Here is a 14,024-nt window from a genome sequence, read left to right on the forward strand (position 1 = left end):
GTAAGGGCTATTGCGCAGGAAATACATCGACGGGACGCTCTTGACACGCCCGTCGATGTTTGCGTACACATTGCAGAGCTTCGTCCACCGGAAACATCCCCGACACACCGGAGGACCCATCCATGCCCTCACTCAGAACGACCCGCATCGCGGGTGCGGCCGCCGTCCTGGTCTCGCTCCCGCTCGCCGTCTCTCCCCCGGTGGCCGCCCACGCTGTCGAACCGGATTACACGATCACGGTGAACCCGGCCGTGACCGGTGCTGCCATCGACAAGTCCATGTACGGCGTCTTCTTCGAGGACATCAATTACGCGGCCGACGGCGGTCTCTACGCCGAGCTGGTCCGTAACCGCTCGTTCGAGTTCTCCAGCACCGACGCCTCCGGCTGGAACGGCCTGACCGGCTGGACGGTGGCCGGCTCGGCCGCGGTGACCAACGACGACCAGCGGCTCAACGAGCGCAACCGCAACTACCTCACGGTCAGCGGCGCGACCACGCTCACGAACGCCGGCTTCCCGAGCCCCAGCACCAGCACGGCCATCGCGGTGAAAAAGGGCGACAAATACGATTTCTCGGTCTGGGCGCGGACCGGAAGCAGCACGTCCATCCAGGTAGCACTGCACCTGACGGACGGCACAGCCCTGGCGGCACCGATCACGGTAACCGCCGACAAGGCCGGTTGGATGAAGTACACCGCGCAGCTCAGGGCGACGGCGACCAGCGACGCCGCCCGCCTGTCGGTGAAAACCAGCGGAGCGGTCAAGCTCGACGAGATCTCACTGTTCCCGAAGGACACCTACAAGGGACGCGCCAACGGCCTGCGCAAGGACCTCGCCGAGAAGGTCGCGGCGCTGGACCCCGGCTTCGTGCGCTTCCCGGGCGGCTGCCTGGTCAACACCGGCAGCATGTACTCGTACGACGCCGCGAACAACTTCCCGCGGGCCCGGGCGTACCAGTGGAAGGACACCGTCGGGCCGGTCGAGACGCGGGCCACCAACAAGAACTTCTGGGGTTACAACCAGACCTACGGCCTCGGCTACCACGAGTACTTCCAGTTCTCCGAGGACATCGGCGCCATGCCGCTGCCGGTGCTTCCGGCGCTGGTCACCGGCTGCGGCCAGAACCGGGCCACTGTCGACGAGGCGCTGCTGCAGCGGCACATCCAGGACGCCCTGGACCTGATCGAGTACGCCAACGGCCCGGTCACCAGCACGTGGGGCAGGGCCCGCGCGGACGCCGGCCACCCGAAGCCGTTCGGCCTGACCACCATCGCGGTCGGCAACGAGGAGAACCTGCCCGAGGAGTACTGGGCGAACTTCCTGAGGTTCGAGTCCGCGATCAAGGCGAAGTACCCGGCGATCACGGTGGTCAGCAACTCCGGCCCGGACGACACCGGCACCACGTTCGACAACCTGTGGGCCAAGAACGCGGCACACGGCTCGGACATGGTCGACGAGCACTACTACAACAGCCCGAGCTGGTTCCTGCAGAACAACGCGCGGTACGACAGCTACGACCGCAACGGCCCGAAGGTCTTCCTCGGCGAGTACGCGTCACTCGACAACAAGCTGTACAACTCGCTGGCCGAGGCCGCGTACATGACCGGGCTGGAACGCAACGCCGACGTGGTGAAGATGGCGTCCTACGCGCCGCTGCTCGCCCATGTCGACAACGTCCAGTGGAAGCCGGACATGATCTGGTTCGACAACGACGAGTCGTGGGGCTCCACCAGCTATCAGGTGCAGAAGCTGTTCATGAACAACGTCGGTGACCGGGTCGTGCCGACGACGGCCACCGGCAACGTGCTGCAGCCCAAGCCGATCACCGGCGCGATCGGGCTCTCCACCTGGCGAACCGCGGCGACCTACGACGACGTCACGGTCACCCGCCCGGACGGCACGGTGCTGTACAGCGACGACTTCAACGACGGCAACGCCGACGGCTGGTCCTCGGTGACCAACCGGGGCAACTGGGCGGTGACCAACGGCGCCTACACGCAGACCACCACCGACACCGAGGACACCATGGTGAAGGCGGCCACGATCGGCGAGTCCGACTACGACTACACGCTGAAGGCCACCAAGACCGCCGGCGCCGAGGGCTTCCTGGTCGCGTTCGGCATCCAGGAGACCGGCCAGTTCTACTGGTGGAACCTGGGCGGCTGGAACAACACCCAGGGCGCCGTCGAGAAGGGCATCACCAGCGCGAAGGAGCAGATCCTCACCAAGCCGAACACGGTGACGACGGGCAAGACCTACGACCTCAAGATCCAGGTACGCGGAACGAAGGTCACCCTGTTCCTGGACGGCGTCGAGTGGGCCGGTTTCGACGACAACAAGGTCACCGAGCCGTTCGCACAGGTCGTCACGGAGGACACCACGTCCGGCGAGCTGATCGTGAAGGTGGTCAACGCGCAGGACACCCCGGCGATCACCACTGTCGACCTGGCCGGCCGCAAGGTCGCGAGAACCGCGCGGATGACAGTGATCAGCGGTGACCCGGGCGAGCTGAACACCCGCTCCGCCGAGCCGATCCTGCCCGTGACCAGCACGGTCCACGGCATTGGATCGACGTTCACGCGTGAATTCGCGCCGAACTCGGTCACCTTCCTCCGGATCAAGACTCGATAAGGGGCCTCGACATGACGAGCAGATTCAGTCGCCGTACCCTCGTGCGGGGTTCACTCGGAGTGACCACCGCCGGAGCTCTCGCGGCACTCGGCGCCGTGAGTGCCGAAGGCGCCCCGCGGCCGGGAACGCTGCCCACCGATGCTGAGATCTACGGTGTGACCACCAAAGACCCGCTGATCAGCCAGCGTGCCGACCCCTGGATCACCCAGCCGGTCAACGGCACCTACTACTTCACCGGCTCGGTTCCGGAGTACGACCGGCTGGTCGTCCGGGGTTCGAGCACGATCGAAGGCCTGTCGACCGCCGAGGAGTCGGTGATCTGGCGGCGGCCGACGAGCGGCACGATGGGCGGCCACATCTGGGCGCCGGAGCTGCACCGGATCGGCGGCAAGTGGTACATCTACTTCGCCGCCGGTGACGCGGACGAGGTGTTCCGGATCCGCACCTACGTGATGGAGTCGGCGCTCGACGACCCGCGTGACCCGGCCGGCTGGACGCTGAAGGGTCAGCTGGCCACCGAGTGGGACGGCTTCACCCTGGACGCCACCAGCTTCCACCACCGGGGAAAGCAATACCTGGTGTGGGCGCAGAGCGAGCCGGAGATCGCTGTCAACTCCAGCCTGTACATCGCCGCGATGGCGAACCCGTGGACGCTGGGCAGCAAGCCCACCCGGATCGCCACACCCACCCTGAGCTGGGAGATCCTGGGTTACCGGGTGAACGAGGGCCCGGCCGTGCTGATCCGCAACGGCAAGGTCTTCCTCACCTTCTCGGCCAGCGCCACCGACGCCCGGTACGCCGTCGGCCTGCTCACCGCGGACGCGAGGTCGGACCTGCTGAAGCGGGAGAGCTGGGTCAAGACCCCGGACCCGGTCTTCACCACCAACGAGAAGACCAAGCGGTACGGGCCCGGCCACAACTCGTTCACCGTCGCCGAGGACGGGAAGACCGACGTGCTGGTCTACCACGCCCGCGACTACCGGGACATCACCGGCGACCCGCTGTACGACCCGAACCGGCATACCCGCGTACAGAAGCTCTACTGGCACGAGGACGGGACGCCGCTGTTCGGCCTCCCGGTCGGCGACGGCGGGCCGATCGTCCGGCTCTCCCCGTCCGACGCGCCGCGCTGGTTCGTCCGGCACACCGGCGACGCGGTCACGACCGAGAAGGCGCCGCGCGACCTGGCGGCGACCCAGTTCCGCTTCATCAAGGCCGCGGACGGCACCGAGACGATCCAGTCGGTCGACGAGCCCACGAAGTTCGTCACCATCACCGGCAGCACGGTCTCACTGTCCACGACCGGCACTCCGATCACCCGGGTGGCCGGCCGTGGCGGCGTGACGATCCGGGTGTCCACCGGCCGTTACCTGCGGCACGCCGGCGGCACCCTCACGGTCTCCGACAAGGCGACGGCCTTCCTCCTCAGCTGATCCTTACCCGAAGGGGTGCGCCCGGCCGCCGGCCGGGCGCACTCTTCAAGAGATCACCGGAAATCGCCGGGGTCCAGGCGGGCCGTCCGGCGGCGGTACTCCTGCGCCTTCCCCGGCCAGTTCGTGACCACCCGTCCGGTCGCGGTCCGGTACCAGCTCTGGCAGCCGATCCACACACTGTCCGCCAGCCGGGTCTGCATCTCCTGGTCGTAATCGGTCGCGCGCTCCGGGCGTACCTCGAAGGGCCGGTCGCCCAGGGCGACCCGCCGCACGGCTTGCGCGATGTATCGCGCCTGGGCTTCGTGGAAGTAGATCACCGACGTGTTGCCGGTGTTCGTGTTCGGACCGTAGATCAGGAAGAGGTTGGGAAATCCGGGCACGGTCATGCCCAGGTAGGCGTGCGCGCCCTCGCGCCAGACCTCGGAGAGCAGCACACCCTCCCGCCCGGTAACCCGGATCGGCACCAGGAACTCGGTCGCCGCGAAACCGGTCCCGTAGACCAGCACGTCGCACGGATGATCCGCGCCGTCCGCCGTCCGGATGCCGTTTTCGGTCACGGCAACGATCTTCTCGGTGATCAGATCGACGTCCGGACGGGCCAGCGCGGGCAGCCACGCGTTCGTGAACAGCACCCGCTTGCAACCCATCGGCTCGTCCGGCGTGACCTTCGCGCGCAGCTCCGGATCACGCACCTGGATCCGCCGCTGCAGATGCGAGATCCCACGGACCAGCGTGTCCGCGACACGGTTCCCGGTCACCGCGGCGCCGGTCACGAGGGTGAGCAGCCACGTGCCGGCGCGCGAGGCGCGCATCAGCACAGGCCATTTCCGGTACGCCCGAAGCCGTGCCCGTCCGTACCGCCGATCCGGTTTCGGCAGGGTCCACGGTGGGGTCCGCTGGAAGACGTCGATGTGCGCGGCCTCGCCGGCGATCGCCGGGACCAGCTGGATCGCGCTCGCGCCGGTGCCGATCACCGCGATCCGCTTGCCGCCGATCGGCACGTCCGGCGTCCAGTGCGCGGTGTGCACCGCCGTCCCCTGGAAGGTCTCGGCGCCCGGCAGGGAGGGTATCGACGGGCGGGAGAGCTGGCCGACCGCGGGGATCAGGATGTCGGCCTCGAACGACTCGCCGTTCGTGGTGATCACCCATTTCTCTCCGGCCCAGGTGGCGCCGGTGACCTCGGTGCCGACCTGATCCGGTCGGTGATGCCCAGTCGTGCCGCGCAGGTCTCGATGTAGGCCTGGATCTCCTGGTGGGGCGGGAAACGGCGGGTCCAGTTCGGATTCAGCGCGAACGAATAGGAGTAGAGCGGCGCCGGGATGTCACAGGCGCAGCCGGGGTAGGTGTTGTCGCGCCAGACGCCGCCGACGCGGTCCGCCTTTTCCAGGATGACGAGGTCGATGGTCTCGTCACGGACTATTTCGGCGGCGGCCGCGATCCCGCCGAAGCCGGCCCCGATGATGACGACCCGGGTCATGAGCGTCCATCCGTCTCGCGTGGTGTGATCGGGATCAGTCGCAGCGCCGCAGGTGCGTGCTCCGGGACCACGGGCTTCAGCGGCCTGACCGGATTTATCGCGACATATGCTGACCCAACTGCTGGCCGCGGATCCTCCTCGCCCGCATTCGGCCACAACGCGACCGCCCGCTCGGCCAGCGCCGTGATCGTCAGCGACGGATTCACTCCGAGGTTCGCCGCGACCACCGACCCGTCGATCACGTGCAGCCCGGCATGCCCGAACAACCGCTGGTACGGATCCACCACGCCACCGTCCGGATCCGCGCCGATCGCGCAGCCACCGATGAAGTGCCCGGTCACCGGCCGCCCGGCCAGCTCGGTCATCGCACCGGTCGGCACGCCGTCGATCTTCTCGGCCACCCGGCGTGCCACGTCGTGTGCTGACGGGACCCAGACCGGGTTGGGCGTACCGATCCCGGGCCGGCTGGTGAGCCGCCCACGTTTCGTGTACGTGGTGATCGAGTTGTCGAGCGGTTGCATCGCCAGCAGCACGATCGTCTCCCGCGACCAGTTCCTCGGCGAGACGTAGAGCCGCAGGTCCCGCCCGGCTCTCGCGATCTGCTTCGCGGCGGCCCACCAGCGCGGCGTACGCCCGGTGTCGTCGATCAGCACGGTGGCGAGCAGCGCGAGAAGGTTGCTGCCCGGGCCGTACCGGACAGGTTCCACATGGGTGACCGGATCCGGATGGATCGACGACGTGATCGCGACGCCGTGGCTGAAGTCGCGGTCCTTGCGCCGGGTCCGCGCCCCGAGAATCGACTCCGAGTTGGTCCGGCTCAGCTCACCCAGCCGCGCCGAGATCCGGGGCAGCAGCCCGTCGTCGCGCATCCGGTGCAGCAGCCGCTGAGTGCCGAGCGCGCCACCGGCGAAGACCACCTGCTTGGCGGTGAAGGTCCGCTTCCGCACTCCGCCGGTCCGCCGGGTCTCCACGACGTACCCGCTCTTCCCCGGCCGGACCGACCGCACGGTCGTCAGCTCGTGCACCACCGCGCCCGCCTGTTCCGCGAGGTACAGATAGTTCTTGACCAGGGTGTTCTTGGCGTTGGTGCGGCATCCCGTCATGCACGAGCCGCACAACGTACAGGCCCTGCGAGCAGGGCCAACCCCGCCGAAGAACGGGTCCGCGACTTCCTCACCCAACGTCTCGCCGAAGAGCACACCCACCGGGGTACGCCGGAACGTGGCGCCCACTCCAAGATCCTCAGCGACGGCCCGGAGCGCGTCGTCGGAAGCCGTGCCGACCGGGTTGACCGTCACCCCGAGCATCCGTTTGGCCTGCTCGTAATAGGGGGCCAGCTCGGCCTTCCAATCAGTGATGCCGGACCACTGCGGATCGCCATAGAACGTGTCCGGCGGCTCGTAGAGCGTGCACGCGTACCCCAGCGACCCACCACCCACCCCGGCCCCCGACATGATCATCACGTCTTTGAGCAGGGTGAGGCGCAGAATCCCGTAGCACCCCAGGGCCGGGGCATAGATGTAGTCGCGCAGCCGCCAGGAGGTCTTGGCGAACTGCTCATCGGCGAACCGGCGGCCCGCCTCCAGCACGCCGACGCGGTAGCCCTTCTCGGTGAGACGCAACGCGGTCACGCTGCCACCGAACCCGGAGCCGATCACGAGGACGTCGTACTCGTCCGACATCGCCGTACCATCACACCGCTATTGGCAACATGTCAACAACACGTTTCCGGTCTTGCCCAAAGCGCCAATCCGCGCTCGGCCTCTCCCTCATGGATCACCGATACCGCAGGCTGGCACCATGCCAACGTTGTCCCACCACCGCCAAGGCGCCGGCCCGCCCCTGGTCCTGATCCACGGCATAGGCAGCCACTGGCAGGTCTGGTCCCCCATCCTCGACGACCTGTCCGCGGAGCGAGACGTGATAGCCCTGGACCTACCAGGCTTCGGGGCCGACCCGGGTGACGACGCTGCGGTGAGTGGCGGGCGGCGCGGTTCGGTGGGGTGGTTCGCGGATCAGGTGGCCGCTTTCCTGGAGGAGCTGGGCATCCGCACCCCCGAGGTGGCCGGCAGTTCCCTGGGCGGCGGCGTAGCCCTCGAACTCGGCCGGCGTGGCCTGGCCAGCGCGGTAACCGCCTTCTCCCCGGTAGGTTTCTGGACCACCCCCGGCCGCGTCTGGTGCCAGACCGTCGTCACAGCGGCCCGAGCCGGCGCCACCCGCCTGGCCCCGGCACTGCCCCGGATCATGAACTCTCGCGCGGGCCGCGCCGCCTTCTGCGCACCGTTCTACGCCCGCCCGAGCCACTTGCCGGCCGCCGACGCACTGTCAGCAGCCCAGTCCCTGGCCCAGGCCCCCGGCTTCAGCACCGCACGCAACGCCTTCACCCACCTGCGCCCCTGGTCAGCCGACAACCTGGGAGCCCTGCCCCACATCCCGGTGACCATCGCCTGGGGCACCAGAGACGCGGTCCTCCCCTACCGCCCCCAGTCCCGCCGAGCCCGAGCGCTCCTCCCCGAAGCCCGCCACATCCCCCTGAAGGGCTCCGGCCACCTACCCTTCGCCGACGCCCCCACCACCTGCACAGCCGCCCTGCTCTCCCACTGACCCCACCTACACAGCCGCCTTGCCCTCCCCCTGACCCCACCTGCACAGCCGCCCTGCTCTTCCCTGACCCCACCCCCGCCGCCAGCTGCCCGGCCGCCCCGAGCAACTCCCGCCCAGCCAAAGCAGGCCCTGGCGGCGGACCGCGCCCCCGCTTCCGTCTCGCGGACCGGTCGTCGTGGAGGCCGGCACGACCCAGCCCCAGCCCGCACGACCCAGCCCCAGCCCCAGCGTGTCGACTTAGGGCTCAGCGTGCCGAGTTAGCGCCCAGGTGTCGACTTAGGGCCCAGCGTGTCGACTTAAAGTCCAGCGTGTCGATTAAGGGTTCAATCCGCACCCAGTGTCGACACGCACGCGCCGAAACCTCTGCTGCGTGTTGACTTCGGGTTCGAATCGCACCCTAAATCAACACGCAAGGCTGGGGCTGCGACGGAGCCGCCCTGCGAAACGGCGGTTCGCGGGTACCGCCGCCCTGTCTCGTCAGCCTGCGTGCCGCGCTCACGGGCATCCGGAGCAAGTTCAGCGCTGACAGGCAACCGGTCGACACGAGCTGACCCTCGATGCTGTCTCGCGGGCGGTGTGACCGCGCTGAGCCCCAGCCCGGACCAACCGGCTGTCACGCACGGCTGCCAGCTGCACAGTACGGCGGCCGCTTGGTACAGCCCAGGGTGGCCCGCATGCACGGAGAGTGATGAACCCCCGGGGGTGCCGACGCCCGGGGGTGCCGGCGCCGGGCGGTGCTGACGCCGAGCGACGCTGACGCCGAGCGACGCTGACGCCGAGCGATGCTGACGCCCGGGGGTGCCGGCGCCGGGCGGTGCCGACCCCGGGGGTGCCGATGCCGAGTGCCGGCGCCTGGCTTTCCAGCACGTTCACCGTTACCGCCTGGGCTTCGTGTGGACCTGGTGACGTTCCGGTGGAAAGGCCGGCCGCACGGCACGCGTTTCACATCGAACCCCTGCACCCGGCGGCTCAGGACCTGAACAGCCAGGTCAGCAGCATGGTCATCAGGAACAATATGCCCGCCGCCAGCGTGACCACCGCTACCAGCATGCTCACCTCGGACTCCGAGCGCTCCGGCCGACCCCCCGGCGCCGTCCACCCCTCGACCGCCGACCACACCCTGGAGCCGGCGACGCGCATGCGACGCTTCCAGACATCAGCCGGCGCAGGGCGGGCTGGGGTCACCGGCACTCCACTTCGGACATGTGTTGATACCTCCACGCACCGCCTCGCACGAGGTGGTCAACGACCCATGTGCGGATCGGTGATGCGGCGCGCCGCCCACCGCTGGGACACTTCCTCGCGGGGATACGGAATCCGACCGGGATGGGGATCGAATGGCAGACGTACGGGAAGCCGCGAGGCTGCTGGAGAAGGCCCAGCGGGTGGTGGTCTTCACCGGCGCGGGCATCTCGGCGGAGAGTGGTGTGCCCACTTTCCGGGATGCGCTCACCGGCCTGTGGGAACGCTTCGACGCGCAGTCGCTCGCCACCCCGCAGGCGTTCCAGGACGATCCCGACCTGGTCTGGGGCTGGTACGAGTGGCGCCGCCACCGGGTGAGCAGCGTGCACCCGAACCCGGGCCACCTGGCCGTCGCCGCGATGAGGAACGCCGTCGTCATCACTCAGAACGTCGACGACCTGCACGAACGCGCTGGCTCAGCGGACACCGTCCATTTGCACGGAAGCCTGTTCATGCCCCGCTGCGCCCAGTGCGGCGAAGCCGCCGCTTTGCCGAGCACCACGGGAGAGCCGGACGAGGGGCGCCGGGTGTGGCCGCCTTCGTGCGTACGCTGTGCGGGGCTGGTTCGTCCTGGTGTGGTGTGGTTCGGGGAGGCGCTGCCGGAGGCGGCGCTGGAAGCCGCCGCGCGCGCAGCGTCCGACTGTGACGTTCTGCTGACCGTCGGCACGTCGGGGATGGTCTATCCAGCGGCGGAGATACCACGCTTGGCGGCCCGATCCGGCGCCGCCGTCATCCAAGTGAACCCGCAGCCCACGCCGCTGGATTCAGTGGCGCTTGTCAATCTTCGAGGCAGCGCCGCCCGCGTCCTGCCCGATCTCGTGGCTACGGCCTGGCCCGATCAGGCAGCGGAAGATCCCGCAGCGGAGCCTTCCTGACCTTGTTCGACCCGGTGCGCGGCAGCTCGCCGACCACGTCCACATAGACAGGAATCTTGTACTTCGCGAGCCGCCCGTTCAGGAACTCCGGAACATCCCGAGGATCAAGATCAAACCCTTCCCTGGGTACGACGAAAGCCCGCCCCACCTCACCCCACTTCTCGTCCGCGACACCGATCACGGCCGCCTCGGAGACCGCGGGATGCTCGAAGATCGCGGCTTCGACCTCGGCCGGATAGACGTTCTCCCCGCCCGAGATGTACATGTCCTTGGTCCGGTCGACGATCCGGAAATGCCCGCCGGCATCCACGACAGCGAGGTCCCCTGACCGAAACCAACCACCGTCGTCAAAAGCCGCCGCGGTGGCCTGCGGATCGTGCCAGTAACCCGGAGTGACGTTGGGACCGCGAACCAGCACCTCCCCGGGGCCGAAACCACCGCGATCGGCGTCCACCGGATCGGCATCCCCCGGATCGGCGTCCCCCGGATCGGCGTCCCCCGGATCGAAAGAGAGGCGGACGTCGGCGAAGAACACCGGCAACCCGGCCGAACCCACGTGCTTCCGGCTCTCCCGGGCCTCCAGGAACGTGGCGCCCGGAGCTGTCTCCGTCATCCCGTACCCCTGACAGAAGGCCAGGCCACGCGCTTGATAGACCCTGATCAGCGCCTCCGGAACGGAGGCGCCGCCAGTCATCAGGCTGCGCACCGACGAAAGATCGGCCGTGTCCCAGCGGGGTGACTGGCTGAGGCCCGCGTACATCGTGGAGACGCCGAACATCCAGGTCACGCGGTGTTCGGCGATGGCGTCGAAGCAGCCGTCCACGTCCCAGCCGGGCATGATCACCGAGGTGCCGCCCTTGAGGAACGTCGGCAGCAGGCACTGGTTGAGCGCGGCCACGTGGAACAGCGGCGCGCTGACCAGGGTGACCTCGTCGGAGGCGACGTCGACGCCGACCAGCAGGTTGTAGCAGTTCCAGATGATGTTGCCGTGGGTGAGGATCGCGCCTTTGGGGTGGCCGGTGGTGCCGGACGTGTAGAGAATGCATGCGGTGTCGTCGAGGCTGACCGGCACGTCGATGGGTTGCACGGAACCCGTGGTTATAAATCCCTCATAAGTCGATAAATCCACTTTGATGGTTACGGACGTCGACGCCGCCGACGCGTGGATCAGCGCCACCGCCCCGGAATGCCTCAACTGGTACTCCACCTCCGGCCCGGTGAGCCGGAAATTGAGCGGCACGAAAACCCCGCCCAGCACGAACGTCGCGAACATCGTCTCGACGAACGCCGGATGATTCGGCCCGAGATAGGCGACCCGATCACCCTGGCGCACACCCGCCGCACGCAGGGCCGACGCCAGCCGCAACACCCGCTCGTGCAGCTCGGTGAACGAAACCCGGCGACCCTCGAAGATCAGGGCGGTGCGGCCGGGCGACATGGCCGCCCGGCGCGCCGTCCACGAACCGAGTCCGTGATTGTCCATCACGCGTAGTGCCGGTAGACCGGCCGCGCCACACACGCCGGCTTCGACGAGCCGTCCACCTCGACGGTGAAGTCGAACGTGCTCTGCACACCGTTGCCGGCGACGTCCTCGACGCTCACCACCGTGGCGTTCAGCCGGATCCTGGCGCCGACCTTGACCGGGCTCGGGAAGCGGACCTTCTCCAGCCCGTAGTTGACGCCCATAGTGATCCCCTCGACTGCCAGCAGCGAGCTGAACAGCGGGATGACCAGGGAGAGCGTCAGGTATCCGTGGGCGATCGGGCCGCCGAACGGCCCGGTCTTGGCGCGCTCGACGTCGATGTGGATCCACTGGTGGTCGCCGGTGGCGTCGGCGAACGTGTTCACCCGCTCCTGGGTGATCTCCAGCCATTCACTGTTGCCGAGGTCCTTGCCGACGAGCGACTTGAGTCCGTCGAGGCCGTTCACGGTGGTGGTCATTTCGGGTCCTCCAGGTTGAGCAGACGGGCGGCGTTGTTCTTCAAGATCTTCGGGCGTACCGAGTCCTTGATCTCGAGTTTGTCGAAGTCGGCGAGCCAGCGGTCCGGTGTGATCACCGGGTAGTCCGAGCCGAACAGCACCTTGTCCTGGAGCAGGCTGTTCGCGTACCGGACCAGTTGCGGCGGGAAGTACTTCGGCGACCAGCCGGACAGGTCGATGTAGACGTGCTCCTTGTGGGTGGCGACGGCCAGTGCCTCGTCCTGCCACGGGAACGACGGGTGGGCCAGGATGATCCGCAGGTCGGGGAAGTCAACGGCCACGTCGTCGACGAGCATCGGGTTGGAGTACTTCAGCCGGATGCCGCCGCCTCCGCGTACGCCGGCGCCGATCCCGGTCTGTCCGGTATGGAACAGCGCGACCGCGCCAAGCTCCTCGATCGCCTCGTACAGCGGGAACGCCATCCGGTCATCCGGCGCGAACCCCTGGATGCTCGGATGGAACTTGAAGCCGCGAACCCCGTGTTCCTCCACCAGGCGGTGCGCCTCGCGCACACCAGCTTTCCCTTTGTACGGGTCAACGCTGGCGAACGGGATCAGAACATCACCGTGCGCCGCGCAGTCCTCGGCTATTTCCTCGTTGGCGATCCGCGGGTGACCGGTGGCGTGCTCGGCGTCGACAGTGAAGACCACGGCCCGCATGTTCCGCGACCGATAGTAATCAGCGGTCTCGGCAATGCTCGGCTGCCGGTGCCCGTGCGCCTTGAAGTAGTCCTCGGAGGCGCCCAGCAGGGCGGGGCTCAGCGAACTCTGACCGTTTCTGCCCACTTCAACATGGGTGTGCACATCGATCGCCCGGACGTCCATCACGGCGCCTTCGGAGCCGGGATGCCGTAGGTCTCCGGGCTCTTTCCGGGGCCGGTGGACCAGCCGCCGGCGATGGCGTCCGCGGTCCACCCGCCGTCCGCGAACGCGACCGCTTTCTCCGCCGGGTGCGACCACAGCGCCAGCCGGTCGCCGCCGATGCCGATCGCCTGTCCGGTGATGTCCTTGGCCGCGTCCGACGCGAGGAAGACGATCAGCCCGGTGACATCCTCGACCGTGCCGAGACCCTCGTCGCGCCGCAGCCATGCCGGGTACGGCACGCCGGTCCGCTCGGACTCCTCGATGACCGGGGCGAACGCCGGAATGGTCTTGGTCATCTCGGTGGCGGCGACCGGGACCACGGCGTTGACCGTGACACCGGCCCGGCCCAGTTCAAGCGCCCAGGTACGCGCCATCGCGGCGATGCCGGCCTTGGCGGCGGCGTAGTTGGTCTGACCGAAATTGCCCCGCTGGCCGGCCGGCGAGGAGATCAGGATCAGCCGGCCGCCCTCGCCCTGCTCCCGCATCCGGATCGCGGCGGCCCGGGCGCAGGTGAACGTGCCGCGCAGGTGCACATCGATCACCGCGTCGAAGTCCTCGTCGGACATCTTCCAGAGGACGCGGTCGCGCAGGATGCCCGCGTTCGTGACCAGCACGTCGAGACGGCCGAAGTTGTCGACCGCGGCGGCGACCAGCCGGTCCGCTGTCTCGCTGCCACCGACCGCGGCGGCCACCCCGACCGAGCCGGGGATCTCCGCCACGGCGGCGTCGACGACGGCCTGGTCCACGTCGTTGACCACGACGCTCGCGCCCGCCGCGGCCAGCGCTCTCGCATAGGCCAGACCGAGTCCGCGTCCGCTGCCGGTGACCACGGCCACCCTGCCGGTCAGATCCATACTCTTCAACCTCTCGCATGTGATGGGCGAAGCGCCAGCCCTCGGGGCCCCGCAGCCGTTCCGAGC

The 14,024-nt window shown here is 68.4% G+C and carries 12 protein-coding genes; 4 read left to right on the forward strand and 8 right to left on the reverse strand.

Translation table 11 applies throughout. The features are described from left to right. Positions 1-122 precede the first annotated feature (122 nt). The gene (locus tag ACQP2E_RS26155; protein WP_433825586.1) at positions 123-2,630 is read left to right on the forward strand and encodes an alpha-L-arabinofuranosidase C-terminal domain-containing protein; all 2,508 of its coding nucleotides are present in this window, start codon (positions 123-125) and stop codon (positions 2,628-2,630) included. A gap of 11 nt (positions 2,631-2,641) precedes the next feature. Next, positions 2,642-4,063 (forward strand): family 43 glycosylhydrolase, encoded by a 1,422-nt coding sequence (locus ACQP2E_RS26160; protein WP_433825587.1) that lies wholly within the window; start codon positions 2,642-2,644, stop codon positions 4,061-4,063. A gap of 53 nt (positions 4,064-4,116) precedes the next feature. Here the strand turns inward: ACQP2E_RS26160 and ACQP2E_RS26165 are convergent, their stop codons facing one another. From ACQP2E_RS26165 to ACQP2E_RS26175, 3 genes are read right to left on the reverse strand one after another with little or no spacing between them, the layout of a single operon-like run. Further along, positions 4,117-5,208 carry a flavin-containing monooxygenase gene (locus tag ACQP2E_RS26165; RefSeq protein ID WP_433825588.1) on the reverse strand — a complete coding sequence of 364 codons (1,092 nt, stop codon included), beginning with the start codon at positions 5,206-5,208 and terminating at the stop codon, positions 4,117-4,119. Then, positions 5,205-5,540 carry an NAD(P)-binding protein gene (locus ACQP2E_RS26170; protein ID WP_433825589.1) on the reverse strand — a complete coding sequence of 112 codons (336 nt, stop codon included), beginning with the start codon at positions 5,538-5,540 and terminating at the stop codon, positions 5,205-5,207. Before ACQP2E_RS26170 ends, ACQP2E_RS26165 begins: the two co-directional genes overlap by 4 nt. Further along, positions 5,537-7,222, reverse strand: coding sequence for an FAD-dependent oxidoreductase (locus ACQP2E_RS26175; RefSeq protein WP_433825590.1), 1,686 nt, complete (start codon positions 7,220-7,222; stop codon positions 5,537-5,539). The genes ACQP2E_RS26170 and ACQP2E_RS26175 overlap by 4 nt, the downstream gene beginning before the upstream one ends. Before the next feature lie 118 nt (positions 7,223-7,340). Here ACQP2E_RS26175 and ACQP2E_RS26180 point away from each other — a divergent pair, with 118 nt between their 5' ends. After that, entirely contained in the window at positions 7,341-8,144 is an 804-nt protein-coding gene (locus ACQP2E_RS26180) for an alpha/beta fold hydrolase (protein ID WP_433825591.1), read from the forward strand. Between the two features lie 969 nt (positions 8,145-9,113). On the opposite strand, the gene ACQP2E_RS26185 is transcribed toward ACQP2E_RS26180, so the two are convergent. Then, positions 9,114-9,329, reverse strand: a complete 216-nt coding sequence (locus ACQP2E_RS26185; RefSeq protein WP_433825592.1) for a hypothetical protein — start codon at positions 9,327-9,329, stop codon at positions 9,114-9,116. 152 nt (positions 9,330-9,481) lie between these two features. Here ACQP2E_RS26185 and ACQP2E_RS26190 point away from each other — a divergent pair, with 152 nt between their 5' ends. Beyond that, positions 9,482-10,261: an SIR2 family NAD-dependent protein deacylase gene (locus tag ACQP2E_RS26190; protein ID WP_433825593.1), complete on the forward strand. Its 780-nt coding sequence runs from the start codon at positions 9,482-9,484 to the stop codon at positions 10,259-10,261. Here ACQP2E_RS26190 and ACQP2E_RS26195 read toward each other — a convergent pair. The 4 genes from ACQP2E_RS26195 to ACQP2E_RS26210 are packed head-to-tail and all read right to left on the reverse strand — an operon-like array spanning position 10,209 to position 13,958. Beyond that, positions 10,209-11,744, reverse strand: a complete 1,536-nt coding sequence (locus ACQP2E_RS26195; RefSeq protein WP_433825594.1) for an acyl-CoA synthetase — start codon at positions 11,742-11,744, stop codon at positions 10,209-10,211. The genes ACQP2E_RS26190 and ACQP2E_RS26195 overlap by 53 nt on opposite strands. Beyond that, positions 11,744-12,202: a MaoC family dehydratase gene (locus tag ACQP2E_RS26200; protein WP_433825595.1), complete on the reverse strand. Its 459-nt coding sequence runs from the start codon at positions 12,200-12,202 to the stop codon at positions 11,744-11,746. Before ACQP2E_RS26200 ends, ACQP2E_RS26195 begins: the two co-directional genes overlap by 1 nt. Continuing rightward, complete coding sequence (locus tag ACQP2E_RS26205) at positions 12,199-13,065, reverse strand: amidohydrolase family protein (protein WP_433825596.1); 867 nt, start codon at positions 13,063-13,065, stop codon at positions 12,199-12,201. The genes ACQP2E_RS26200 and ACQP2E_RS26205 overlap by 4 nt, the downstream gene beginning before the upstream one ends. Then, positions 13,065-13,958, reverse strand: coding sequence for an SDR family oxidoreductase (locus ACQP2E_RS26210; protein ID WP_433825597.1), 894 nt, complete (start codon positions 13,956-13,958; stop codon positions 13,065-13,067). The genes ACQP2E_RS26205 and ACQP2E_RS26210 overlap by 1 nt, the downstream gene beginning before the upstream one ends. Between the last annotated feature and the right edge of the window lie 66 nt (positions 13,959-14,024).

Origin of the sequence: Actinoplanes sp. CA-015351 (assembly GCF_050955685.1) — a bacterium.
Classification (GTDB): Bacteria; Actinomycetota; Actinomycetes; order Mycobacteriales; family Micromonosporaceae; genus Actinoplanes.